22 protein-coding genes are annotated in these 25,192 nt (G+C 64.7%); 11 read left to right on the top strand and 11 right to left on the bottom strand.

Features of this window, described 5'->3' with window-relative positions; translation table 11 throughout:
* Nucleotides 1-21: 21 nt before the first annotated feature.
* From ACFZCE_RS07270 to ACFZCE_RS07255, 4 genes are read right to left on the bottom strand one after another with little or no spacing between them, the layout of a single operon-like run.
* Nucleotides 22-1,401: a heavy metal sensor histidine kinase gene (locus ACFZCE_RS07270; RefSeq protein ID WP_390937423.1), complete on the bottom strand. Its 1,380-nt coding sequence runs from the start codon at nt 1,399-1,401 to the stop codon at nt 22-24.
* Nucleotides 1,391-2,068 carry a heavy metal response regulator transcription factor gene (locus ACFZCE_RS07265; protein WP_390937421.1) on the bottom strand — a complete coding sequence of 226 codons (678 nt, stop codon included), beginning with the start codon at nt 2,066-2,068 and terminating at the stop codon, nt 1,391-1,393. Before ACFZCE_RS07265 ends, ACFZCE_RS07270 begins: the two co-directional genes overlap by 11 nt.
* On the bottom strand, nt 2,043-5,150 hold the full coding sequence (locus ACFZCE_RS07260; RefSeq protein ID WP_390937419.1) for a multidrug efflux RND transporter permease subunit: 3,108 nt from the start codon (nt 5,148-5,150) through the stop codon (nt 2,043-2,045). The genes ACFZCE_RS07265 and ACFZCE_RS07260 overlap by 26 nt, the downstream gene beginning before the upstream one ends.
* Complete coding sequence (locus tag ACFZCE_RS07255) at nt 5,147-6,307, bottom strand: efflux RND transporter periplasmic adaptor subunit (RefSeq protein ID WP_390937417.1); 1,161 nt, start codon at nt 6,305-6,307, stop codon at nt 5,147-5,149. Before ACFZCE_RS07255 ends, ACFZCE_RS07260 begins: the two co-directional genes overlap by 4 nt.
* A 221-nt stretch (nt 6,308-6,528) precedes the next feature.
* On the opposite strand from ACFZCE_RS07255, the gene ACFZCE_RS07250 reads away from it, so the two are divergent.
* The gene (locus ACFZCE_RS07250) at nt 6,529-6,819 is read left to right on the top strand and encodes a hypothetical protein (protein WP_390937415.1); all 291 of its coding nucleotides are present in this window, start codon (nt 6,529-6,531) and stop codon (nt 6,817-6,819) included.
* Here ACFZCE_RS07250 and ACFZCE_RS07245 read toward each other — a convergent pair whose 3' ends face one another.
* Complete coding sequence (locus tag ACFZCE_RS07245) at nt 6,820-7,713, bottom strand: chemotaxis protein CheW (protein WP_390937413.1); 894 nt, start codon at nt 7,711-7,713, stop codon at nt 6,820-6,822.
* Nucleotides 7,714-7,786: 73 nt separating this feature from the next.
* Nucleotides 7,787-9,301, bottom strand: coding sequence for a nitric oxide reductase transcriptional regulator NorR (gene norR, locus ACFZCE_RS07240; RefSeq protein ID WP_390937411.1), 1,515 nt, complete (start codon nt 9,299-9,301; stop codon nt 7,787-7,789).
* A 148-nt stretch (nt 9,302-9,449) separates the two neighbouring features.
* Here norR and hmpA point away from each other — a divergent pair, with 148 nt between their 5' ends.
* The 10 genes from hmpA (at nt 9,450) to hemB (ending at nt 20,455) form a co-directional block, all read left to right on the top strand.
* Nucleotides 9,450-10,607: an NO-inducible flavohemoprotein gene (gene hmpA, locus ACFZCE_RS07235; RefSeq protein WP_390937409.1), complete on the top strand. Its 1,158-nt coding sequence runs from the start codon at nt 9,450-9,452 to the stop codon at nt 10,605-10,607.
* A gap of 91 nt (nt 10,608-10,698) precedes the next feature.
* On the top strand, nt 10,699-11,211 hold the full coding sequence (locus ACFZCE_RS07230; RefSeq protein ID WP_390937407.1) for a disulfide bond formation protein B: 513 nt from the start codon (nt 10,699-10,701) through the stop codon (nt 11,209-11,211).
* 548 nt (nt 11,212-11,759) lie between these two features.
* The gene (gene cyoA, locus ACFZCE_RS07225) at nt 11,760-12,698 is read left to right on the top strand and encodes a ubiquinol oxidase subunit II (protein ID WP_390937405.1); all 939 of its coding nucleotides are present in this window, start codon (nt 11,760-11,762) and stop codon (nt 12,696-12,698) included.
* A gap of 3 nt (nt 12,699-12,701) precedes the next feature.
* Nucleotides 12,702-14,723, top strand: coding sequence for a cytochrome o ubiquinol oxidase subunit I (cyoB, locus tag ACFZCE_RS07220; RefSeq protein WP_390937403.1), 2,022 nt, complete (start codon nt 12,702-12,704; stop codon nt 14,721-14,723).
* 3 nt (nt 14,724-14,726) lie between these two features.
* Nucleotides 14,727-15,353, top strand: coding sequence for a cytochrome o ubiquinol oxidase subunit III (locus tag ACFZCE_RS07215; RefSeq protein ID WP_390937401.1), 627 nt, complete (start codon nt 14,727-14,729; stop codon nt 15,351-15,353).
* Nucleotides 15,353-15,685, top strand: coding sequence for a cytochrome o ubiquinol oxidase subunit IV (locus ACFZCE_RS07210; protein ID WP_390937399.1), 333 nt, complete (start codon nt 15,353-15,355; stop codon nt 15,683-15,685). Before ACFZCE_RS07215 ends, ACFZCE_RS07210 begins: the two co-directional genes overlap by 1 nt.
* A gap of 11 nt (nt 15,686-15,696) precedes the next feature.
* Nucleotides 15,697-16,587: a heme o synthase gene (gene cyoE, locus ACFZCE_RS07205; protein WP_390937398.1), complete on the top strand. Its 891-nt coding sequence runs from the start codon at nt 15,697-15,699 to the stop codon at nt 16,585-16,587.
* Between the two features lie 177 nt (nt 16,588-16,764).
* Entirely contained in the window at nt 16,765-18,006 is a 1,242-nt protein-coding gene (gene alaC, locus ACFZCE_RS07200) for an alanine transaminase (protein WP_390937396.1), read from the top strand.
* Nucleotides 18,007-18,296: 290 nt separating this feature from the next.
* Nucleotides 18,297-19,460 (top strand): cyclopropane fatty acyl phospholipid synthase, encoded by a 1,164-nt coding sequence (gene cfa, locus ACFZCE_RS07195; protein WP_390937394.1) that lies wholly within the window; start codon nt 18,297-18,299, stop codon nt 19,458-19,460.
* A gap of 17 nt (nt 19,461-19,477) precedes the next feature.
* Nucleotides 19,478-20,455, top strand: a complete 978-nt coding sequence (hemB, locus tag ACFZCE_RS07190; protein WP_390937392.1) for a porphobilinogen synthase — start codon at nt 19,478-19,480, stop codon at nt 20,453-20,455.
* Between the two features lie 129 nt (nt 20,456-20,584).
* Here hemB and ACFZCE_RS07185 read toward each other — a convergent pair whose 3' ends face one another.
* The 5 genes from ACFZCE_RS07185 to ACFZCE_RS07165 are packed head-to-tail and all read right to left on the bottom strand — an operon-like array spanning nt 20,585 to nt 25,185.
* Entirely contained in the window at nt 20,585-21,691 is a 1,107-nt protein-coding gene (locus ACFZCE_RS07185; protein ID WP_390937390.1) for a response regulator, read from the bottom strand.
* Nucleotides 21,681-23,444, bottom strand: coding sequence for an ATP-binding protein (locus tag ACFZCE_RS07180; RefSeq protein ID WP_390937388.1), 1,764 nt, complete (start codon nt 23,442-23,444; stop codon nt 21,681-21,683). Before ACFZCE_RS07180 ends, ACFZCE_RS07185 begins: the two co-directional genes overlap by 11 nt.
* Nucleotides 23,437-24,408, bottom strand: coding sequence for an ATP-binding protein (locus tag ACFZCE_RS07175; protein ID WP_390937386.1), 972 nt, complete (start codon nt 24,406-24,408; stop codon nt 23,437-23,439). Before ACFZCE_RS07175 ends, ACFZCE_RS07180 begins: the two co-directional genes overlap by 8 nt.
* Nucleotides 24,405-24,803, bottom strand: coding sequence for an ATP-binding protein (locus tag ACFZCE_RS07170; protein ID WP_390937384.1), 399 nt, complete (start codon nt 24,801-24,803; stop codon nt 24,405-24,407). Before ACFZCE_RS07170 ends, ACFZCE_RS07175 begins: the two co-directional genes overlap by 4 nt.
* A complete protein-coding gene (locus tag ACFZCE_RS07165) occupies nt 24,763-25,185 on the bottom strand; it encodes an STAS domain-containing protein (protein ID WP_390937382.1) in 423 nt (140 codons plus the stop codon). Before ACFZCE_RS07165 ends, ACFZCE_RS07170 begins: the two co-directional genes overlap by 41 nt.
* Between the last annotated feature and the right edge of the window lie 7 nt (nt 25,186-25,192).

Below are 25,192 nucleotides of genomic sequence, written 5' to 3'. Positions count from 1 at the left end.
GCTCGGCCACGGCGCAAAAATTCACAGCGTTTCACCGCCCCGGGGCAAGCGCAGGCCGAAGGTGTTGGCCCCCGCGCTGCTGCCGGCGAACACGCTGCCGCCGTGCATGGTCGCCACCGCCTTGACGATCGCCAGCCCCAGCCCGTGGTTGCCGGCGCCACCATGGCGCGACGGGTCGACCCGGTAAAAGCGCTCGAACAGCCGCGGCAGGTGCGCTTCGGCGATCTCCGGCCCCGGGTTGCTCACGGCAATCCGCGCTTGCTCGGCGTCCACACTGATCACCACGCTGATCACCTGGCCCGCTTCGCAGTGCTGGGCGGCGTTATGGATCAGGTTGGTCAGCGCCCGGCGCAGGTAGTTGCGCTCTACCAGGGCCTGGGCATCCCCCTGTACCTGCACGCTTACGCCGGCGTCTTCAAGGATGAAATCGAGGTAGTCGACCGTGGCCGCCACCTCTTCGGCCAGCGACAGCGCGCTGAGGTTGGCGGCCTTGCTGCCTTGGTCGGCACTGGCCAGAAACAGCATGTCGTTGACGATGCTGCGCAGCCGTTCCAGCTCCTCGAGGTTGGACTGCAACACCTCGAAGTAATGCTCGGCGCTGCGGCCGCGGGTGAGCGCGACCTGGGTCTGGCCGATCAGGTTGGTCAGCGGTGAGCGCAGTTCGTGGGCGACGTCGGCGTTGAACGACTCTAGCTGCCCGTAGGCCTGTTCCACCCGGCCCAGGGCGGCATTGAAGGCGTTGACCAGTTGCTCCAGCTCCGGGGGCAGGTGGCTGGGCCGCAAACGCCCGGCCAGGCGCGGCGGCGCCAGTTGCTGGGCCTGGCGCGACACCCTCACCAGCGGGCGCAGGCCCAGCCGCGCCACCCAGAAGCCGAGCACGCTGGCCAGCAGCACCCCCAGCGCCGCGCAGGCGAACAACGCGATCAGCAAGTCGTGCTGGGTCTGGCGCAGGTTGGCAACGTCGATGCCGATCAAAAAACGCAGCGCCGGGCGTTGCTCGCGTGGGCCGAGCGCGCTGACCAGCACCTTGAGCGGGGCGCCGTCTTCGGAGGTCAGCAGTTCGCGAATGCCCAGCGGGCCTTCGGCGAAGCGCCGCAGCGCGGCGTTGGGGTGGCCGTATTCATAGGCCGGGTCATCGCTGACCACCCAGAAGCGCAGGCGCCGGTCTTCTTCGTGCAGCAGGTTGAGCTTGCTGGAAAAGCGCGCCCAGTGCTCGGGGTTGCCGAAGCGGTTGATGCTCGACTCCAGCACGCTGTAGCGCGCCTCGAGCTCGGCGTTGGGCAGCACGTCGAAGCTTTTATTCACCTGGCTGTACAGCGCCGCGCCAATCACCATGAACACCGCCAGCGCCACCAGGGCGAACAGCCCGGCCAGGCGCAGAGCGATCGAATCAATGCGCAACGCGGCTCTCCAGCACATAGCCCATGCCGCGGATGGTGTGCAGCAGTTTGGCCTCGAAGGGGCTGTCGAGCTTGGCCCGCAGGCGCTTGATCGCCACCTCGACCACGTTGGCGTCGCTGTCGAAGTTCACGTCCCAGACCATCTCGGCGATGGCGGTTTTCGAGAGGATCTCGCCCTGGCGGCGGGCCAGCACGGTGAGCAGCGAGAACTCCTTGGCGGTGAGGTCCAGGCGTTGGCCGGCGCGGCTGGCCTTGCGGCTGATCAGGTCGATCCACAGGTCGCCGACGCTGATCTGCACCGGCTCGTGGCTGCCGCTGCGGCGGGTCAGCGCCTGGATGCGCGCCACCAGCTCGAGGAATGAAAACGGCTTGCCGAGGTAGTCGTCGGCGCCTTCGCGCAGGCCACGCACGCGGTCTTCGACGCGCTCGCGGGCGGTGAGCATGATCACCGGGGTTTGCTTGCGCGCGCGCAAGGCGCGCAGCACACCGAAACCATCGAGCTGGGGCAGCATCACGTCGAGCACGATCACCGCGTAGTCGCTTTCCATCGCCAGGTGCAGGCCGTTGATGCCGTCGGCCGCCACGTCTACCGTGTAGCCCTGTTCGGTCAGGCCCTTGTGCAGGTAGTCGGCGGTTTTTTCTTCATCCTCGATGATCAGGATGCGCATGGTGGCCCTCCAGGTGGCCGGCGGCAGGCCGGTGAAACACGCGTTCAAGCTGCAAGTATATGATTGGCGTGGTGAAAAGGGTCAGTAACTGGCTGACCATCAGGCCGCCCACTACCGCGATGCCCAGCGGCTGGCGCAACTCAGCGCCGGCGCCGAAGCCGAGCATCAGTGGTACCGCCCCCAGCAGCGCGGCGAGGGTGGTCATCACGATCGGCCGCAGCCGCGCTAGGCAGGCCTGGTGGATCGCCTCGCGGGCATTCAGGCCGTGCTCGCGCTGGGCGTTGAGGGCGAAGTCGATCAACAGGATGCCGTTCTTCTTGACGATGCCGATCAACAGCACCAGGCCGATCAGCGCCATGATCGAAAAACTCTGCCCACACGCCCACAGCAGCGCCAGCGCGCCAAGGCCGGCCGAGGGCAGGGTGGAGATGATCGTCAGCGGGTGCAGCAGGCTTTCATAGAGCACCCCGAGGATGATGTACACCGCCACCAGCGCGGCGAGGATCAGCCACGGCTGGCTGGCCAGCGAGCTGCGAAACGCCTGCGCCGCGCCCTGGAAGGTGCCGGTGATGCTGGCCGGCATGCCCAGGGCGTTCTGGGTGCGCTCGATGATCGCCACCGCATCGCCCAGGGCCACGCCTGGGGCCAGGTTGAAGCTCAGGTTGGCCGCCGGGAACATACCGTCGTGGGAAATCGACAGCGGCCCGGTCTGTTGCTCGCCCACCCGCGCCAGCGCCGCCAGCGGCACCATCTCGCCGCTCAGTGGTGAGCGCAGGTAGAAGTAGTTCAGGCTTTCGGCCTTGCCCCGTTGGGCGGCGTCCAGTTCGAGCACTACCTTGTACTGGTTGGTGTCGGTCTGGTACTCGCTAACCTGGCGCTGGCCGAAGGCATCGTACAGCGCCTGGTCCACGTCGCTGGTGGTCAGGCCGAAGCGCGCGGCGGCCTGGCGGTCGATCTGGATCGGGGTGATGTTGCCGCCCAGTTGCAGGTCGTTGGACATATCCCTGAAGGCCGGGTCGGCGCGGAGTTTTTCGGTCAGGCGCTGCGCCCAGACGTTCAGCGCCGGGCCGTCGTTGCTTTTCAGCACGTACTGGTACTGGCTGCGGCTGGGGCCGGAGCTCAGGTTGATGTCTTGCCCGGCGCGCAGATACAGCACGATGCCCGGCACGCTGGCCAGCTTCGGGCGGATCCGGTCGATGAACTCGCTGGCCGACACGTCGCGGTCTTCCCGGGGCTTGAGGGAAATCCAGAAGCGCCCGTTGGCGATGGTCTGGTTGCTGCCGGTGACCCCTACCGAGTGCGACCAGGTGCGCACCGCTGGGTCCGCGGCGACGATTTTTGCCAGCGCCTGGTGTTTGGCGAGCATCTCGGGGTAGGACACATCCGCCGCCGCCTCGCTGGTGCCGAGCACGAAGCCGGTGTCTTGCACCGGAAAGAACCCCTTGGGGATGAACACATAGCCGCACACCGCCAGCGCCAGCGACAGGCCGAAGATGCCCAGCAGGGTACGCGGGTGGTCCAGTGCCTTGACCAGCAGCCGGTCGTAGCCGGCCAGCAGCCGCTCGCTGAAGCCTTGCTTGCCCGGGGCATGGGGCTTGGGCGCGTTCATGAACAGCGCCGCCAGGGTGGGCGCGAGGGTCAGCGACACCAGCACGGAAATCAAGATGGTGCTGGTGGCGGTGAGGGCGAACTCCTTGAACAGCCGCCCGACCACGCCGCCCATGAACAGCAGCGGGATGAACGCGGCAATCAATGAAAAGCTGATCGACACCACGGTAAAGCCGATTTCCGCGCTGCCCTTGAGCGCCGCCTGCTGGCGCGGCTCGCCGGCCTCCAGGTGGCGGTGGATGTTCTCCACCACCACGATGGCGTCGTCGACCACAAAGCCCACGGCGATCACGATCGCCACCAGGGTCAGGTTGTTCAGGCTGAAGCCGAGCACGTACATCAGCGCGAAGCTGGCCACCAGCGACACGCCCAGCACCGCGCAGACGATCAACGTGGCCGACAGCTGGCGCAGGAACAACGCCATCACCGCCACCACCAGGATGATCGCGATGCCGAGGGTCAACTCCACCTCATGCAGCGAGGCGCGAATCGTCTGGGTGCGGTCGTTAAGCGTGGTGATGCTTACCGACGCCGGCAGCATCGCCTGCAAGCCCGGCAGCGCCTGCTGGATGCGCTCTACGGTGTCGACGATGTTCGCCCCCGGCTGGCGCGAAATCACCAGGTTGACCCCAGGCTGGTCTTCGGACCACGCCTGCACGTAGTCGTTTTCCGCGCCGGCGGCCACCTGGGCGACGTCGCGCATGCGCACCGGGGCGCCGTCGCGGTAGGCAACGATCAGGTCGGCATAGCTGCCGGGGTCGAACAACTGATCGTTGGCCGAGATCGTCGAGATCCGGCTGTCGCCGTAGAGCGCGCCCTTGGCCAGGTTCAGGCTGGTGGCCTGGATCGCCTGGCGCAGGTCGGCCAGGGTGATGCCGGTGGCGGCGAGCTTGTCGGCCTGGGCCTGCACGCGAATCGCCGGGCGCTGCTGGCCAGTGATGTTGACCTGGCCGACGCCGTCGATCTGGCTGATCTGCCGCGCCAGCAGGGTTTCGACATAGTCGCTCAGCTCCGGGCCGGTCATCTGCGCCGAGCTGACGCCGAGGATCAGCACCGGGCTGTCGGCCGGGTTGACCTTGCGCCAGGTGGGCAGGTTGGGCAGGTCTTGCGGCAGGCGCCCAGCGGCGGTGTTGATCGCCGCTTGTACCTCCTGGGCGGCGGCGTCGATGTTTTTGTTGAGGGTGAACATCAGCGTCAGGGTGGTCGAGCCCAGGGCGCTGGTGGAGGTCATCTGGCTCATGCCGGGGATGGCGCTGAACTGCACCTCCAGCGGCGTGGCCACCGAAGAGGCCATGGTCTGCGGGCTGGCGCCGGGCAGTTGGGCGGTCACCTGGATGGTCGGGAATTCCGCCTCCGGCAACGGCGCCAGCGGCAAGCGCGGGAAGGCGATCGCGCCCAGCAGCACCAGGCCGAAAGTCAGCAGCAGGGTGGCGATGGGGTGGCGGATGCACCAGCCCGACGGCGAGCGGCTCACGGCTGCACCTGCAGGTCGGTACGGGTGGCCTCGGGCTGAGAGGCGGTCACTTCCACCTGGCTACCGGGCTTGAGCCGCGACTGGCCATCGCTGATCACGGTATCGCCGGCGTCCACCCCGCTGATCACGCTGGTGTCGCTGCTCTGGTCGAGCACCTTGACCGGCACGCTCTCGACCCTGTCGCCGTTGAGGCGGTACAGGTAGGTGCCGTCGATGCCGCGCTGCACCACGCCGCTGGGCACCAGCAGGGCGCCGCGCTGCAGTTGGGTTTGCAGGCGCACATTCACCAGTTGGCCAGGCCACAGGGCTTGGTCCGGGTTGGCGAACTCGGCTTTGATCCGCACGGTGCCGGTGCTGCTACTGACCTGGTTATCGATCAGGCTCAGGTGGCCGCTGGCGAGCGGCGTGCCGCCGTCGAGCTGGCCGCCGCTGAAGGCACTGACCGGGGCCGGCGGGCTGGCCTTGAGCAACTGCTGCAGGGTGGGTAACTGCGCCTGGGGCAGGGAGAAGGTCACGCTGATCGGGTCGAGCTGGGTCACGCTGAACAGCCCGGCGGTGTCACTGACGCGCAGGAAGTTGCCCTCGTCGACGTTGCGAATACCCACTCGCCCGGCCAGGGGCGAGGCGATCTGGGTGTAAGACAACTGCACCCGCGCCGCGGCGATGGCGGCGTCGTTGCCGAGCAAGGTGGCCTTGAGCTGGTCATACAGGGCCTGCTGGCCGTCGAGTTGCTGGCGGGAGATGCCGTCATCCTGGCTCAGGGCCTGGTAACGCTTGAGGTCGACCTGCGCCACCTTCAACTGCGCTTGGGTCTGTGCCCGTTGCGCCAGGGCCTGGTCCAGGCTGGCGCGCAGCGCGCGGTCGTCGAGGCTGGCCAGGCGCTGGCCCTTCTCCACGAACTGCCCTTCGCGCACCCACACCTTGGCCAGTATGCCGTCCACCTGGGGGCGAATGGTCACGCTTTGCAACGCTTGCACGGTGCCGATACCGGCCACCAGGCGCGGCACGTCGGCCTGGCGTACCTGCAGGGTTTTTACCGGGATGGCGGCGGCCTTGCGCGGGGCCGGCGCGGGTTTGGCGGTGCTGTACCACCAGGCGGCGGCCGAGGCGGCCAGAAGTACGGCGCAGGCGGCCAGCAGGCGTTTGGGTGGGCGCATCGGCAATCAATCTATAGAGGTGGAGGGCTTTTATAACGAGTAGAGCAGGACGCCAGCATGACGGCAAACTGACAGCCCTGACAGCTAGCTATGTGCCAGCTTGCTGAAACGATTGCCTCGATTTTTTCTCTTTTTCCTACAGCACTGTCAGAAACGTCCAATAGAAGCAGAAAAACCGGGAAACGAAACTGCGCACTTCCTAACAAAAACGAGTGCCCATGATGCTCAGCCCGTTGCGTTTTCTGTTCAGTTTCACCCCGCTCATGCCCCTCTGGGTGCTGGGGGCCTATGCCGCGTTGCTACGCCTGCCACTGCAGCCGGCCTACCGCACCCAACTCGCGCTGTGGTTGGTGCCGGTGGGGGTGCTGTGGGTGTTTGGCCGGCCGTTCGGGCCGCTGTTGCGCCTGCTTACCTTGCTCGCGGTGGGCTCTGGAGTGGGCTTGAACCTGCACGGCAACGAATGGCTGGCCCAGCGCTTGCTGAGCGCGCTGGCCTTCCTGATCTACCTGTGATCAGCCGGCCCGCACGGCGCGCGCGGCACGGACCAGGCTGTCGGTCAGGTCTGGCGAGGAGAACTTCGTCAGCACCGCATTGGCGCCCGCGGCGCGCGCGCGCTCGGCGTTCATGGTGCTGTCCAGCGAGGTGTGCAGCAGGATGTACAGGCCGGCGAAGTCGGGCGTATCGCGCAGGGTGCGGGTGAGGGCGAAGCCGTCCATCTCGGACATCTCGATGTCAGACACGAGGATGTTGATCTGCTCCGGCGTGCCCTGCAGTTCCAGCAAGATGTCCAGCGCTTCGCGGGCGCTGCGCGCGGTGCGGCAGTCCAGGCCGAGGTTGCGCAGGGTGAGGGTGGACTGCTGCAGGGCCACGTGGCTGTCATCGACCACCAGGATCCGCGCCTGGGCCAACAGTTCGGCCTCTTCCATGGCCAGCGCGTCGGCTTCGGACTTGATCTCCGAGGGCGCGATGGCGTGGATCACCCGCTCGATGTCGAGCACTTGCACCAATTGCCCATCGACCTGGGTCACCCCGGTGATGAACGCCCGGTCACCGCTGGCGTAGGGGCGCGGGCGGATGTCGGTGGTCAGGCAATGGATAATCTTGCTCACCGCCTGCACGTGCAGGGCTTGGCGCGAGCGGCTTACGTCCGTGACGATCAGGCAGCCTTGGTCCGGGTTGGCCAGGGGTTTCTCGCCGATGGCGCGCGACAGGTCGATCACCGACAACGGCACGCCGCGCAGGGTGGCCACCCCTTTGACGTGCGGGTGGGCCTCCGGCAAGCGGGTCAGCGGCGGGCAGGGAATGATTTCACTGACCTTCAGCAGGTTGATCGCCATCAGCTTGCCGCTGCGCAGGGTAAACAGCAGCAGTGACAGGGCATCGGCGTGGGAATGGGCTGTGGGCATTGGAATCACCGTAATCAATAGGTTGCTATCGGCGGCAATGGGGGGAGCTTTAGGGCCAGCCAAGCGCACGCCCTCATTTTAGGCCAAGGCGCCGCGCCAGCCGGTTGAGGTTGGCGCGGTCCAGTTCGAGCGCGCGGGCCACGCTGGGCCAGTGCTGGCCATGCTCGGCCAGGCTGTGCCCGATCAACTGCCGCTGGAAGTCGTCTACCGCTGCGCGCAGGCCCAACCCGGGGGCGGCCTGCGCGTTTGGGGCCACGGCGGTCGCCGCGGGTGCCGCGGCCAGTTGCAGGTCGGCGGCAGCCAGGCTTACCACCCCCGGCGCCCGCCCGTGCCGCGCCCGCGCGCGCAGCACCGCGCGGCTGAGCAAATGTTCCAGTTCCCGTACGTTGCCCGGCCAGTCATGGCCCAGCAGCGCCTGTTGCGCATCGGTGGCCAGGCGCAACCCGCGCAGGCCCAGGCGGGCACGGTTCTGTTCGAGGAAGTAACCGGCCAGCAGCAGCACGTCGGCGCCGCGCTCGCGCAGCGCCGGCACCTGCAGCGGGAACACGCTGAGGCGGTGGTAGAAGTCAGCGCGCATGCGCCCGGCACGCACTTCTTCCGCCAGGTCGCGGTTGGTCGCGGTGATCAGCCGCACGTCTACTCGGTGTTCGCGGTCCGAGCCCAGCCGTTGCAGTTGGCCGCTTTGCAGCACCCGCAGCAGCTTGGCCTGGGTGGCCAAGGGCAACTCGCCCACTTCGTCGAGAAACAACGTGCCGCCATCGGCCAGCTCGAATTTGCCGCGCCGGTCATTGCTGGCGCCGGTGTAAGCGCCGCGCACATGGCCGAAAAGCTCGCTTTCCACCAGGGTGTCGGGCAGCGCCGCGCAGTTCAGGCTGACCAGCGGCTGCCCGGCGCGCGCCGATTGGCGGTGCAGGGCCTGGGCTACCAGCTCTTTGCCGGTACCGGTCTCGCCGGTGATCAGCACGCTCAGGTCGCTGTTGGCGACCATGCCGACTTCCTCCTGCAAACGCCGCAGGGCCGGGCTTTGGCCGATCATCGGGCGCTCTTCATGGGCCGCTCGGTAGTGCTCGGCGCGCAGCGCCAGCCGCTCGATACGCTGGGCGGCGCGCACGCTGGCGGCGGCCAGGCTGGCGAAGGCACTGAGCACGTGCGGGTCAAGGCCGTCGAAGCGGGCTGGGTCCAGCGCGTCCAGCGTCAGCACGCCCCAGGGGCGCTCGTCGATGTACAGCGGGCAGCCCAGGCAATCGTGCACCGGCAAGTGGCCGTGCACGGCATCGACCAGCCCGTCGTAAGGGTCTGGCAAGGGGCTGTCGCTGGCAAAACGGGTGGGTTCGCGCTGGCTGAGGATGCGCGCGAAGCGCGGGTGTTGCGCCACCTCGAAGCGCCGGCCAAGGGTGTCGGCGCTCAGCCCGTCGACCGCCAGCGGCAGCAGGTACTCGCCGTCCAGCTTCAGCAGCGCCGCGGCATCGGCCGGGGCCACCGCGCGCAAGGCCTGCAACACTCGGCGGTAACGTTCGGCGGGGTCGAGCTCGCGGGCTAGGTCGTCTACCAGTGGGAGCAGGGCGGTCAGCAGGTGGGATGAGGTCATAATGACTCCTCGTTGGGTCTATATGACCATAATGCTGTTGAGTCTTTATGACTACTTAATTTTTAAACTATTGTTTTTATTGGATTATTCAGTAGGCACGGTCTTTGAAGTGGTTAAGCCAAGCATTCCCTAAGCCTTGGAGCCCGCCATGCTGACCTCTGCCCATCGCGCCATTATCAAAGCCACGGTACCCCTGCTCGAAACCGGAGGCGAGGCGCTGACCACGCACTTCTATCAAAAGCTGTTGGCCGACCACCCCGAAGTGCGCCCATTGTTCAATGCCGCCCACCAGGCCAGCGGCGAGCAACCGCGGGCGCTGGCCAATGGCATCCTGATGTACGCCCGCCACATCGACCAGTTGGAGGCACTCGGCCCGCTGGTCGGGCGCATCGTCAATAAGCACGTGGCCTTGCAGGTGCAACCGGAGCACTACCCGTTGGTCGGGCAATGCCTGTTGGCGGCGATCAGTGAAGTGCTCGGCGCCGAGGTGGCCACCCCCGCCGTGCTCGAAGCCTGGGGCGCCGCTTACGGCCAGTTGGCGCAGTTGTTGATTGGCGCCGAGGGCGAACAGTACCAGAACAACGCCAGCCGCCCCGGTGGCTGGCTGGGCGCGCGGCCGTTCCGGTTGGCGCGGCGGGAGGCTGAGAGCCGTGAGATCACCTCGTTTTACTTCGAACCCTGCGACGGCGGCGCGGTGCTGCAGGCGCTGCCCGGCCAGTACCTGGGCGTAAGGCTATATATAGAGGGGGTGGAGCACCGCCGTAACTACTCGCTGTCGGCCCTGTGCGACGGCGTGGGCTACCGCATCAGCGTGAAGCGGGTGGCGCAGGGCAGGGTGTCTACCTACCTGCACGACCAGTTGCAGGTAGGCGGTACCCTCGAGCTGCTCGCCCCGGCGGGCGACTTCGTGCTGCGGCCAGGTAGCGGGCCGTTGCTGTTGCTCAGTGCCGGGGTGGGCATCACGCCGACCTTGCCGATGCTCGAGGTGGCCGCCCGCGAAGGGCGTGAGGTGATGTTCGTGCACTGTGCGCGGGAGCCCGCGGTGCAGGGCTTTGCCGGTGAGCTGCAAGCATTGGCGGCGCGCTACCCGAATATCACGCTGCGGCACTGGTACAGCCATGCCAACGGCCACGTGGGCCACACCCAGCTGGCCGAATGGTTGCCGGCCGCGGCACAGGTGTACCTGCTCGGCCCCAGCGGGTTCATGGCCGCCATGCTCAATACGCTGGGGCGGCTGGGCGTGGCAGACGGCGACATCCACTACGAGTTCTTCGGCCCGGCCCAGGCGCTGCGCGGCGGCGCTTAATGCCGCATTAATGGGCCATGCCTTAACTGGCGGCGGTTACGGTGATACCGTAGCCGCCCCCATTGAGCGTATTGGATGACCGGGATACCCCATGACTGAGCTGAAACAGCGCCTGGCGCGTGAACGGCGTTTTCTGGTGCTGCTGGGCGTGATCTGCCTGGCCTTGATCGGCGGCGCGCTGTACCTGCAGGTGGCCCTGGGCGAAATGCCCTGCCCATTGTGCATCCTGCAACGCTATGCGCTGTTGTTCATCGCACTGTTCGCCTTCCTGGCCGCGGCCATGCCGGGCAAACGCAGCATGACCTTCTTCGAGGCCCTGGTGGTGCTCAGCGCGGTGGGCGGCATCGTGGCCGCGGGTAACCACGCCTGGGTGCTGGCGCACCCCACCGAAAGTTGCGGCGCCGATTTGCTGATGCCGATCGTCGACAGCCTGCCACCGGCGCGCTGGTTGCCGGATGTGTTCGAAGTGCGCGGTTTCTGCGTGACCCCTTACCCACCCCTGCTGGGCCTGTCGCTGCCGCAGTGGGCCCTGGTGGCCTTTGTGCTCACCTTGGTGCTGGTACCGTTGGGCGTGATCCACAACCGCCGTCGCGCCCTATCATGAATCGTGCCGGGTACAAAAAATGCCCCGCCTTGGCGCAGGGGCATTTTTTCCCAGGGCAACCCGGCAATACTCTGAAACCCCCGGAAACCGTGGCTTTCAGCCCCTGCGCGCAGGGTGCGACATCGTGTCGCAAGGGCTTGAAAACGCCCCGGATTGTTGCATAATTCGAAAGTAACTGTTGCTACATAAGCCATATTCAATGTGGGGTTAGCTCACTACAATCGCGGCAATTTCTGCTCGGGCTCCCTCCGCGACCCGCTGAAATCAAGGGCATAGCGCTTGGTTGAAGCGTTTCGCCAGCCCCCGCGGGAGGTCGGGTAGATACCCTTCATGATTGTCCGCTCCAAGGGAATGGGGCGCGATCGGGCGACTTGCCTATAATCGACGAGTCACAGCAAGAGAGTACCGTGCATAACAGGTCTGCCTACGCAGTAGCTGATCTTTTGGCACGCCCGCAATAGTCTCGAGAAATGCTGACGCTTGGCAGGACGAAGTGTTGGCGATCACAACACACATTGCATTGAAGCAAGCTGCTTAGAGGTCGTGAGATGAGTAAAAAGCGTTACCCCAGACTATTTGGCATATTGCCGTTCATCGGCATGCTGTTTCTCAGCGGGTGCGACTGGACCCTGCTCGACCCGAAAGGGCAGGTCGGTATCGACGAACGCAACCTGATCATCACCGCCTTCGTGCTGATGCTGCTGGTCGTCGTTCCGGTCATCGTCATGGCTTTCGCCTTTGCCTGGAAGTACCGTGCCTCCAACAAAAGCGCGACCTACGCGCCTGAGTGGGCCCACTCCACCAAGATCGAACTGGTCGTCTGGGGCGTGCCGCTGCTGATCGTTGCCGCGCTGGGCTGGGTCACCTACGTGTCCACCCACCACCTCGATCCGTACCGCCCGCTGGACCACGAAGCGAAGCCGGTGACCATCGAAGTCGTTTCGCTCGACTGGAAATGGCTGTTCATCTACCCGGAACAAGGCATCGCCACGGTCAACAAGATCGTGTTCCCGGCTAACACCCCGGTCAACTTCCGCATCACCTCCGACTCGGTGATGAACTCCTTCTTTATTCCCGCGCTGGGCGGCCAGATCTACGCCATGGCCGGCATGACCACGCAACTGCACCTGATCGCCAATGAAAACGGCACGTTCGACGGTATCTCCGCGAACTACAGCGGCGCAGGCTTCACCGGCATGAAATTCAAGGCCACGGCCACCTCCCAGGCTGATTTCGACAGCTGGGTCAATGAAGTGAAAGGTTCGTCTAAAACGCTCGATGCGGCTACGTACGATGCGCTGCTCAAGCCGAGCGAGAACAACCCGGTCGAGCAGTACGCCTCGTTCGCTCCTAACCTGTTCCAGACCATCGTCGACAAGTACGAAGGTATGAACCCAGGCAAGGGCCATGGCGAGCACAAAGGCGAAACGGCCGACATGGGCGGGATGGACATGAGCACGCACGCAGCTGCTGGGGCAGAGGAGTAAGAGATGTTCGGTAAACTAAGTCTGGAAGCGATACCCTTCCATGAGCCGATAGTGATGGTGACCCTCGCCATCGTCGCGGTTCTTGGCCTGGGTGTTGTGAGCGCGGTCACCTACTTCAAGAAGTGGGGTTACCTGTGGACCGAGTGGCTGACCTCGGTCGACCACAAGAAGATCGGCGTGATGTACATCGCCGTCGCCATGATCATGCTGCTGCGCGGCTTCGCCGACGCCATCATGATGCGTTCGCAGCTGGCGGTCGCCACCGGCGGCTCCACCGGCTACCTGCCGCCTGAGCACTATGACCAGATCTTCACCGCCCACGGTGTGATCATGATCATCTTCATGGCGATGCCATTCATGATCGGCCTGATGAACATCGTCGTGCCGCTTCAGATCGGCGCCCGTGACGTGGCCTTCCCGTTCCTGAACTCGGTGAGCTTCTGGTTCTTCGTGGTCGGCGTGCTGCTGGTCAACATCTCCCTGGGTGTGGGCGAGTTCGCCAAGACCGGCTGGGTTGCGTACCCACCGTTGGCGGGGCTGCAATACAGCCCTGGGGTCGGCGTTGACTACTACATCTGGTCGCTGCAGATCTCCGGCCTCGGTACCCTGCTGACCGGCGTGAACTTCATCGTCACCATCCTGAAGATGCGCGCCCCTGGCATGACCCTGATGAAGATGCCTGTCTTCACCTGGAACTGCCTGTGCACCGCGATCCTGATCGCCGCGTCGTTCCCGATCCTGACCGCTACCCTGTTCCTGCTCTCGCTTGACCGTTATCTGGGCATGCACTTCTTCACCAACGAGCTTGGTGGCAACCCGATGATGTACGTCAACCTGTTCTGGGCGTGGGGTCACCCCGAGGTGTACATCCTCATCCTGCCAGCGTTCGGTGTGTTCTCGGAAGTCACCTCGACGTTCGCCAAGAAGCGCCTGTTCGGTTACGTTTCGCTGGTCTGGGCGACGGTCGCGATCACCGTGCTGTCGTTCATCGTCTGGCTGCACCACTTCTTCACCATGGGTTCGGGTGCCAACGTCAACGCCTTCTTCGGCATCATGACGATGGTCATCGCGATTCCGACAGGGGTGAAGATCTTCACCTGGCTGTTCACCATGTACCGCGGCCGCATCGAGTTCAAAACGCCGATGCTGTGGACGGTAGGCTTTATCGTGACCTTCAGTATCGGTGGTATGACCGGCGTGCTGCTGGCGGTACCGGGTGCTGACTTCGTACTGCACAACAGCCTGTTCCTGATCGCCCACTTCCACAACGTGATCATCGGCGGCGCCGTGTTCGGTTACCTGGCGGGCTTCGCCTTCTGGTTCCCGAAAGCCTTCGGTTTCACCCTGAACGAGCGTTGGGGCAAGGCCTCCTTCTGGTTCTGGCTGGTCGGTTTCTACTTCGCCTTCATGCCGCTGTACGTGCTGGGCTTCATGGGCATGACTCGCCGCCTGAACCACACCGACAACCCGGACTGGACCCCATGGCTGCACCTGGCAATGGTCGGCGCCCTGCTGATCGCCGCCGGTATCGCCTGCCAGTTGATCCAGATCTTCGTTTCGATTCGCGACCGCGAGAAGAACAAAGACCTGACTGGCGACCCGTGGGATGGCCGTACCCTGGAATGGTCGACTTCTTCGCCACCTCCGTTCTACAACTTCGCCGAAGTGCCAGCTGTTTCTGATCTGGACGCTTACTGGGGCATGAAGGAACGTTCGCAGGCCACCGAAAAAGCCGCGCACTTCCAGCCGATCCACATGCCACGCAACACCGGCATGGGCTTCCTGATCGCGCTGTTCAGCCTGATCTTCGGCTTCGCGTTCATCTGGCACATCTGGTGGGCTGTCGGCCTGGGCTTCGTCGGCATGATCGTGACCCTGATCATCCGCAGCTACGACGACGACATCGACTACTACGTGCAGGTCGACGAAGTGGCCCGTATCGAAGCAGAACGGCTGAAAACCTTGGCAAACGCCCACGCCGGTTCGGCGGGTGCGCGCGTGAACTCCTCGATGGAGAAGGCATAACACATGTCCAATACAGTAACTCACGGTGATGCTGCGCACGGCCACGACCATGGGCACGATGACCACCACCACGACGCCGGGGGCATGACCGTCTTCGGCTTCTGGATCTACCTGATGACAGACTGCATTCTGTTCTCGTGCCTGTTCGCCGCCTACGCGGTGCTCAGCGGGAACGTTGCAGGCGGCCCGTCGGGCCACGAGATTTTCGAACTGGACTACGTTCTGGTCGAAACCTTCCTGCTGCTGTTCAGCTCGATCACCTTCGGGTTCTCGATGCTGGCCATGCACAAGGGCAACAAAAGCGGCGTGCTGCTGTGGCTGTTCGTGACCTTCCTGTTCGGCGCCGGCTTCATCGGCATGGAAATCAACGAATTCCACAAGCTGATCGAAGAGGGCTACGGCCCTGACAAGAGCGGCTTCCTGTCGGGCTTCTTCACCCTGGTCGGCACCCACGGCCTGCACGTGAGCAGCGGCCTGTTGTGGATGGCGGTACTGATTGCGCAGATCTCGAAGAAGGGCCTCACCGCCACGAACCAGACCCGCATGAGCTGCCTCAGCCTGTTCTGGCACTTCCTGGACGTTGTCTGGATCTGCGTGTTCACCGTTGTCTACCTGATGGGGGCCCTGTAATGGCTAACTCCAATCATTCCGCTGGCGGCGCCAGCCACGGCAGCTTCAAGTCGTACATGATCGGTTTCGTGCTGTCGGTCATCCTGACGGTGATCCCGTTCGGGCTGGTCATGGCCGGGTCGATGTCCAAAGACGCCATCCTGGCGATCATCCTGGTGTTCGCGGTGGTTCAGGTGATCGTTCACCTGGTCTACTTCCTGCACCTGGATCGCTCGTCGGAGCAACGCTGGAACGTGATCGCCTTCGTCTTCTCGGCGGTGATCATCGCGTTCCTGGTTGGCCTGTCGCTGTGGATCATGTTCAGCATCCATCACTTCATGATGGCGAAGTGAGGGAAGTACGCATGTCCGTTAAGCACTTTATCCAAATCACCAAACCGGGGATCATTTTCGGTAACGTGCTTTCCGTGGCAGGCGGCTTCTTCCTGGCCTCGCAAGGGCATGTCGATTTCGCCCTTTTCCTGGCCGCGATGATCGGTACGTCGTTGGTCGTTGCATCGGGTTGCGTGTTCAACAACTGCATCGACCGCGACATCGACGTGAAGATGGAGCGCACCAAGAACCGCGCCATGGTCCAGGGCCTGATTCCGGTCAGGCTGGCACTGGTCTACGGCACGGTGCTGGGCGTGGTCGGGCTGGCGCTGCTGTACCTGCGGGCCACCCCGCTGGCAGCGCTGTTCGCCCTGATTGGCTTCGTCATCTACGTGGGGTTCTACAGCCTCTACCTCAAGCGCAAGTCGGTCCACGGTACCCTCGTGGGCAGCTTGTCGGGGGCCATGCCGCCGGTGATCGGCTACGTTGCCGTGAGCAACAGCTTCGACCTGGCGGCGCTGACCCTGCTGGTGATGTTCAGCCTGTGGCAGATGCCGCACTCCTATGCGATCGCGATCTTCCGCTTCAACGACTACCTCGCCGCGTCCATTCCGGTGTTGCCGGTCAAACGCGGTATTCTCGTCGCCAAGAAGCACATCCTGCTGTACACCTTCGCCTTCCTGCTGGCCACCCTGATGCTCACCGTCGGCGGTTACGCCGGCATGAGCTACCTGGCGGTCGCTGCGGCCATGGGCATGTACTGGTTGTACATGGCCTGGACCGGCTACAAGGCCACCGACGACCGCGTATGGGCACGCAAGCTGTTCGTGTTCTCGATCTTCACCATCACCGCGCTGAGCGTGGCGATGTCTCTGGATTTCAAGGCCCCGACCGAGCTGCTGCTGACCTACGCGGCGCCGTAAGCAGGCAACGCTGTACGACTAAACCCGGCCTTGTGCCGGGTTTTTTCGTTTTGGGCAGGGCTTTTTCATCCACCCCTCTGGACAGCCGCGCCCCCGCCTGAGTATCGTGCGCCCAGGCCCAAGCAGGGCCTGCGTCGCTCGGACGGTTCCGGGCGCTTACGTACATTCGAGGACACCATGGCCGACATCCGTCCGCCGCGCCGCTTTGCGCGCATCGATCGCCTTCCCCCCTACGTTTTCAACATCACCGCCGAATTGAAGATGGCCGCGCGCCGCCGCGGTGAAGACATCATCGACTTGTCCATGGGCAACCCCGACGGGGCCACACCGCCGCACATCGTCGAGAAGCTGGTCAGCGTCGCCCAGCGCGAAGACACCCACGGTTACTCCACCTCCCGCGGTATTCCACGGCTGCGCCGGGCCATTTCGCGCTGGTACGCCGACCGCTACGACGTGGCCATCGACCCTGAAAGCGAAGCGATCGTCACCATCGGCTCGAAAGAAGGCCTGGCCCACCTGATGCTGGCCACCCTCGACCAGGGTGACACCGTGTTGGTGCCCAACCCCAGCTACCCGATCCACATCTACGGTGCCGTGATTGCCGGCGCCCAGGTGCGTTCGGTGCCGCTGGTGCCGGGGGTCGACTTCTTCAACGAGCTGGAACGGGCGATTCGCGAGGCGATCCCCAAGCCCAAGATGATGATCCTGGGCTTCCCGTCGAACCCCACCGCGCAGTGCGTGGAGCTGGATTTCTTCGAGCGCGTGGTGGCCCTGGCCAAGCGCTACGACGTGCTGGTGGTGCACGACCTGGCCTACGCCGACATCGTCTACGACGGCTGGAAGGCCCCGTCGATCATGCAGGTGCCCGGCGCCAAAGACATCGCCGTGGAGTTCTTCACGCTGTCCAAAAGCTACAACATGGCCGGCTGGCGTATCGGTTTCATGGTCGGCAACCCTGAGCTGGTCAGTGCCCTGGCGCGGATCAAGAGCTACCACGACTACGGCACCTTCACCCCGCTGCAGGTGGCCGCCATCGCCGCCCTGGAAGGCGACCAGCAGTGTGTGCGAGACATCGCCGAGCAGTACCGCCAGCGCCGCAATACCCTGGTCAAGGGCCTGCACGAGCTGGGCTGGATGGTCGAGAACCCCAAGGCCTCGATGTACGTTTGGGCGAAGATTCCCGAAGCTTACGCGCACCTGGGCTCGCTGGAGTTCGCCAAGAAGCTGCTGGCCGAGGCCAAGGTGTGTGTATCGCCCGGCATCGGCTTTGGTGACTACGGCGATGACCACGTGCGCTTCGCGCTGATTGAGAACAACGACCGGATCCGCCAGGCCGTGCGCGGCATCCGCCAGATGTTCCGGGCAGATAACCCGGCGCCGGCAGACAAGCCACCGCGCAAGGCACGTACCAGCGAATAAGCAAAAAGCCGGGTAACCCCCGGCTTTTTTGTGTGTGATTGTTGCTGAGCGAGTAAAGCACTTTTATCGTTTCGCTGTTTTTCACTGCCGTTCATCGGTATTAAGCTCAGTTCATTAGCCGATAGCGACATATTCATGACGACTTCCGCCCGCCCGGCAAGCGATTGACGCGGCTGGGCTAAACTGCATTAAGCGGAGTTGCCAGGGGTGGCAGCGATTTCGGCAGCCGATTGATCGAACAGATGGACATTCGCCGCACCGCTCAAGCACGAACAGCACAGGGGATCGCCATGCAAAGCAAGCTTTCTGGTTCTTCCGCGTCGCCCGCGTCTACCTCCCGTACCACCACCTCCTACAAGTTCGCCCGTGACCTGCTGGCCAAGGCCGGCATCGGCATGGACGGCGAGCACCCCTGGGACATGCGCCTGAACGATGTGCATGTGCCAGAGAAGGCGCTGGCCGAGGGCAACCTGGGGCTGGGCGAGGCCTACATGAACGGTGACTGGGAGGCGAACCAGTTGGATGAGTTCTTTGCCCGGCTGCTGCGCGCGGGGATCGCCGACATGGTCAACCCGGCGGCGCTGCTGTTCCATGCGGTGAAGGCGAAGTTCGTCAACCTGCAGAGCAAATCACGCGCGTGGAAAGTCGGCGAGCAGCACTACGACCTGGGCAACGACTTCTACGAGAAGATGCTCGATTCGCGCATGACCTACACCTGCGGCTACTGGAAAGATGCCCAGACCCTCGAGCAGGCGCAGGCCGCCAAGCTCGATTTGATCTGCCGCAAGTTGAAGTTGCAGCCCGGCCAGCGGGTGCTCGACATCGGCTGTGGCTGGGGCAGTTTCATGTCTTACGCGGCCGAGCACTACGGCGTCGAGTGCGTGGGCGTGACCATTTCCCGCGAGCAGTGCGACTGGGCCAAGCGGCGCTACCCCAACTTGCCGCTGGAGTTTCGCCTGCAGGACTACCGCGACGTTCACGAGCAGTTCGACCATGTGGTCAGCGTGGGCATGTTCGAGCACGTGGGCCGCAAGAACCACCGCGTGTACATGGAAACCGCCCACCGCTGCCTGAAAGACGACGGCCTGTTCCTGCTCCACACCATCGGCAAGAACCAGCGCCACAGCACCCCAGACCCGTGGATCGACAAGTACATCTTCCCCAACGGTGACCTGCCGTCGATCGGCCAGATGGGCGATGCCATGGATGGGTTGTTCGTGGCCGAAGACATGCACAACTTCGGCCCCGACTACGACAAGACGCTGATGGCCTGGTGCGAGAACTTCGAGCAGGCCTGGCCGCAATTCTCCGACAAGATGGGCAAGCGCTTCTGGCGCATGTGGCGTTACTATTTGTTGTCTTGCGCAGGCGCCTTCCGTGCCCGCGATATTCAGCTCTGGCAATGGGTGCTGTCCAAGAAGGGCGTACTCGGCGGCTATGAGCGCGTCAGTTAAGGTTTAAAAGGTACCCGATGAGTCACAGCCAGTTCCCCGCCAGCCGCCCGCGCCGTTTGCGGCAGTCCGAAGCCCTGCGTTCGGTGTTCCAGGAAACCGAGTTCCGCCTCGAAGACCTGGTGCTGCCGATCTTCGTTGAAGAGGGCATCGACGATTTCGTGCCGATCACCAGCATGCCCGGGGTCAACCGCATCCCCGAGTCGCGGCTGGCGGGTGAAATCGAGCGCTACGCCCGCGCCGGCATCCGTTCGGTGATGCTGTTCGGCGTGTCGCACCACCTCGACGCCACCGGCAGCGACACCTGGAACGAGAACGGCCTGGTCGCGCGCCTGGTGCGCACCACCAAGCAAACCGTGCCGGAGATGATCGTGATGTCCGACACCTGCTTTTGCGAGTACACCTCCCACGGCCACTGCGGCGTGCTGCATGGCGACCACGTAGACAACGACGCCACCCTGATCAACCTCGGCAAGCAGGCCGTGGTGGCGGCCCAGGCCGGTGCCGACTTCATCTCGCCGTCGGCGGCGATGGACGGCCAGGTGCAGGCCATTCGCGGCGCGCTGGATGGCGCGGGCTTCAACAACACCTCGATCATGGCCTATTCGACCAAGTTCGCCTCGGCGCTGTACGGGCCGTTCCGCGAAGCCGGTGGCACCGCGCTGAAGGGTGACCGCAAGGCCTACCAGATGAACCCGATGAACCGCCGCGAAGCGGTGCGTGAGTCGTTGCTGGACGAAGCCGAAGGCGCCGACGCGCTGATGGTCAAGCCGGCCGGGGCCTACCTCGACGTGATTCGCGACATCCGCGAAGCCTCGCGCCTGCCGCTGGCGGCGTACCAGGTGAGCGGTGAGTACGCGATGATCAAGTTCGGCGCTCTGGCCGGTGCGGTGGACGAAGCGCGAGTGGTGCGCGAGAGCCTGGGCGCGATCAAGCGCGCTGGGGCGGATTTGATCCTGACCTATTTCGCGATGGACATCGCCCGCGACGGGGTTTGAGCTTCAGGGCCCTTCGCCCGGCACAGCCGGCCTCCCACGGGTTCTGTGTTGCCCCGTAAATCAAGCAGTTACACAAATCTGGTGGGAGGCCGTGGTCCGGCATCCCGGCTGTGCCGGGCGAAGGGCCCCTCAATCCCCCACCCGCAACGGCAAGCGCACCTCGACCCGCGCCAACGGCGCGAGGTTCTGGAAGCTCACGCTGCCGCCAAAGCTTTCACACAGGGCCTTCACGATCGGCAAGCCCAACCCCCAGCCCTTGGTGTCGCTGCGGGTCGAGATGAAGTACGGGGTGGCCAGGTTGGCCAGTACGTCGTCGGGGAAGGTCCCCTCGTTGACCACGCACAGCACCACCTCATTGCCGGCCAGGGTCTGCTCGATGCTGATCGCCGCGCCCTGCGCGCCGTGCTTGGCGGCGTTCACCACCAGGTTGTCGTAGATGCGCAAAAAGGCGTTGCGGTCCCAGTGCACCTGCACCGGTTCGCTCAGCGCCAGGTGCAGCGGCCGGCCCAGTTGCAGGCGCAGGTTCTCCGTGGCTTCCTCGAGCACGGCATTCAACGCCAGGGCCTCGGCGCACAGTTGGATGCCGCCACCGATGGCCACGTGGGAGATGTCCAGCACGTTGGTGATCATCTGGTCGATGCGCTTGAGGTTGTCCTCCAGCACTTTGATCAACTCTTCGGTGCGCCGCGCCGGGTTGCGTTTCATCAGCCCGGCGACCATGGTCGCCGCCGCCAGCGGCGAGCGCAGGTCGTGGCTGAACGAGCGCATGAAGCGCTCCAGGGTGATTTTCTCCGCGCGCAGGCTTTCACTGCGCGCCACCGCCACCTGGCGCCGGCGTTCTACCCGTTCCAGGCGGTTCTCGGACTTCACCAGGCTGGCGATGGTGGCGAGCATCTCGTCGGCGTCGATCGGGTGGGTGAGGTAGGCGCGGGCGCCGTTGTTCAGGCCCATGGCTTTGTCGGAGCCGGTGATGAACGTGGCCGAAATGTTGATGATCGCCGGCATGTGCTCGCTGCCGAGTTTCTCCTCGGCGGCGCGGATCAGGTCGAAGCCGTTCATGTCGGGCAGGTTGATGTCGAGGATCGCCAGGTCGACGGTTTGGTCCAAGCGCGCCAAGCCCTCGGCACCGTTGGCCGCTTCAATCACCTCGTAGCCGCTCTGGGCCGAGAGGATCTTGCGCAGCACGTAGCGGTTGGCATCCATGTCGTCGATGATCAGGATTCGCCTAGTTCGCATGTCTGAAACTCCCTGCCAGGCGCTGCACGTGGCGCAGCACGGCGTCGGCGTAGTTATCCTGAGACTTCACCAGCACCCCGGCGCAGCGCTCGGCCAAGGCGGCCTGCTCGCTGCCGCTCAGGGCCTTGGCGGTGTTGATCAGCACCCGCGCGTGCATCGCCCAGTCCATGCTCTCGAGCAGGTCGCCGCCGTAGATGTCGGGCAGGTCAAGGTCGAGGAAGATCACATCCGGGCGCACGCTGTGCAGTTTGTCGATGCTGGTGCTGGCGTTGGCCGCCTCGATGATCAACGGCTGGTACGGCTCGAGCAGGCGCCGCAGCAGGTAGCGGTCGCCTTCGTTGTCGTCGATGATCAGCACGCTCACCCCCTGCAGGTTGAACTCGCCCAGCGGCGCGTTGGCTGGCTCCAGCTCGCGGGCGATGCTCGCGGTGAAGCGGCTGCCCTGGCCAGCTTCGCTGCTGACGCTCAGCTCGCCCTTGAGCAGCCGCGCCAGGCGCCGCGCCAGCGGCAGGCCGAGGCCATTGCCCAGCACTTGGGTCAGGCCGGGTGTGCGCACCCGGGCGAACTCCTCGAACACCCGCTCCAGCTGGTCAGCGGCAATCCCCACGCCGGTGTCTTCGACCACGAACTCGATGTGTTGCTCGTCGGGCAAGAACACCCGCACATCGATGCGCCCCTCCGGGGTGTACTTGAAGGCGTTGCTCACCAGGTTGCGCAACACCTGGAACAGCCGGCCGCGGTCGGTCGCCAGCGGCACCTCCTGCTCTAGACCATGCACCTGCCAGGCCACGCTTGGGTAGCGCATGCCCAGCGCGTGCATGAACTCGCGCAGTTGCTCCAGCACGCTGCCCAGGCTGAAGGTTTCGCTGGTGACCTCCAGCCGGCCGGATTCGGCCTGGGAGAGGTCGAGCAGCTCGTTGACCATGTCGGCCAGTTCGCCGGCCGCGGAGGTGATGAAGCTCACCTGCTTGTGCTGTTCTTCGTTCAGGCGCCCGTCCGTGCCGTTGAGCAACAGCTTCGAGATGTTCTCGATGATGTTGATCGGCGTGCGGAACTCGTGGGTCATGTTCGAGAAGAAGCGGCTTTTCGCTTCGCTGGCCTGCTGCAGCTCGTGGGAGGCTTTTTCCAGCTCCGAGTACAGCGCCACCACCCCCTTGTTGGTGTTTTCCAGCTCCTGGTTGATCGCCTCCAGTTCCACCTGCTTGGCCTGCAGCTCGCTGCTGGTCAGCAGCAGCTCGGCGCCGCGGGTGTTCAGCTCGATGTACGGGTCGGCCACGCCGAGGCCCTTGAGCTGGCGGCGGATCTCTTCGATGCGCCGCTCAGTGGGGAACGGCACGGGCGGGTTGACCTGCTTGCTGGCGCGGATCCGCGTGCCATGGGGCGAGGTGTGCAGGTCGAATTCGTCCATCAGCCGCTGCGCGCCGCGCAAGCCCACGCCCATGCCGGTGGGCGACACATAGCTGCCGTCGAGGATGGCGTCGATCTGCTCGATGCCACCGCCGTGGTCGAAGGCTTCGAACGCCAGCGCCTGCAGGCGGCCCTGGCTGTTGCCGATCAGGTCGAAATGAAACGCCCCGGAACCGGCGTACTGGTAGATGTTGCGCGCCAGTTCCGAGACCGAGGTGGCCAGGCGGATCTGTTCGAGGGTCGACAACCCCAGCCAGGCGGCGATCTGCTTGGCGCTTTGGCGGCAGGTCACCACGTCGGTTTCCTGGAGGATGGCGATGGTGGTCAGGCGGCGCGCGTCACTCAATTCGGGCCACCAATACGGTGGCGTCGTCGTTCAGCCGGCGAAAATCGCGGTGCACGATGCCGGCGATGACTGCCGGGTGGCGGCTGCTCAGGCCGGGATAGGGCGCCAGGTCCAGGCGTGTGTTGATGCCGTCGGAGGTCATGATCAGCAAGGTTTGGCGGTCCCAAGGGTAGCTGTAGGTATTGATTCGACCTACCCGATAGCCAACGGTGCCGTTGCAAGACACCATGCTGCGGGTTTTTTCGCCGTGCAGCAGGCCGGCGATATTACCCACCCCGCAATACAGCACCTGGCCGGCCGCCGGTTTCAGCTCGGCGATCGCCAATGCGCCACCGCGAGTGGCCGACAGCGCCCGGTGCAACTGCTCCATCAGGGTGTCCAGCGGCACCCGCGCATCGTGGGCGAGGAACACCTCGCGCGCGCGCTGGCTGGCCTGGTAGGCATTCGGGCCATGGCCCAGGCCGTCGCACAGCAGTATCCGCTCGCCCTTGATCGCCCAGCCATCGCCGGCCACGCTCTCGCCGGGGTAAACGCTGCACACCGCGCCGTATTGCAGGCTGCGCGGCGCCGCGCCGGGCAGGTTGAAGCCGGCGAACACCACGGTGCCCTGGCCGGGGCGGGAGAACAGGTCGAAACGGTCAGACATCCGCCGGATCGCCCCCAGCCCCACCCCCAGGGTACCGGTGGTGGAGTAGTGGTCGCTCAGGCAGCGGTTCACGTCAGCCATGCCGGGGCCGCGGTCGACGGCCAGCAAGGCGAGGTCGCCGTCGCCCTGCTGGTAATACAGCTCGCCACCGCCGCCATGGCGCAGCAGGTTGAAGGCCAGCTCTTGCGCCACCACCACCAGCCGCCCCTGCAGGGCCTCGTCGGCGCCGGCCTGCACGGCTTCACGGATGATCGCCCGGCGGGCGGCATCGACGTGGGCCGGGTCGTGCACCAGCAGGCACAGGCTGGCGCTGTTCATTTCCATTTCCACAGTTCCACGGTGGTACCGGCGCCGGGGCGGCTGTCGATTTCGAAATGGTCCACCAGCCGGCGCGCGCCAGACAGCCCCAGGCCCAGGCCGTTGCCAGAGGTGTAGCCATCGGCCATGGCCTGCTCGAGGTTGGCGATGCCCGGGCCGTCGTCGCTGATCACCAGGCGCACCGCGGCGCGGCCCTCACGCTGGGTACGCTCGACCATGCACTGGCCGCCGCCGCCGTAGATCAGCCCGTTACGGGCGATTTCGCTGGCAGCGGTGACGATCTTGGTTTGCGACACCAGCCCCAGGCGGGCCTCTTCGGCGGCCTTGCGGACCTTCTGGCGAATGGTGACGATGTCAGTCTCCAGCTTCAGTGGCAGCGTCTCTGTCTTCGTCATCATCAGCCTCCGCCAGCATGCCAGCGTCTACGTTGCGCTCCAGCCAGCGCATGCCCTTCTCGACGTTCAGCGCGGTGGCAATGCCTTCCAGCGACAGGCCGAGCTCGACCAGGGTGATCGCCACCGCCGGCTGCATGCCCACCACGATCACCCGGGCATCGAGGATGCGCGAGACGTTGGCGATGTGCGACAGCATGCGGCCAATGAAGGAATCGACGATTTCCAGCGCGGAGATGTCGATCAGCACCCCTTTGGCGTTATGCCGCACGATCTGCTCGGTGAGGTCTTCCTGCAGGTCGAGGGCCAGTTGGTCGTGCATGTCTACCTGGATGCTCAGCAGCAGGTAGTTGCCCATTTTCAGAATTGGAATCTTGTCGGTCATGGCCGGG

The organism is Pseudomonas sp. NPDC007930 (genome assembly GCF_042958985.1).
Lineage (GTDB): Bacteria > Pseudomonadota > Gammaproteobacteria > Pseudomonadales > Pseudomonadaceae > Aquipseudomonas.
This window is presented reverse-complemented; position numbering and strand designations above follow the sequence as displayed.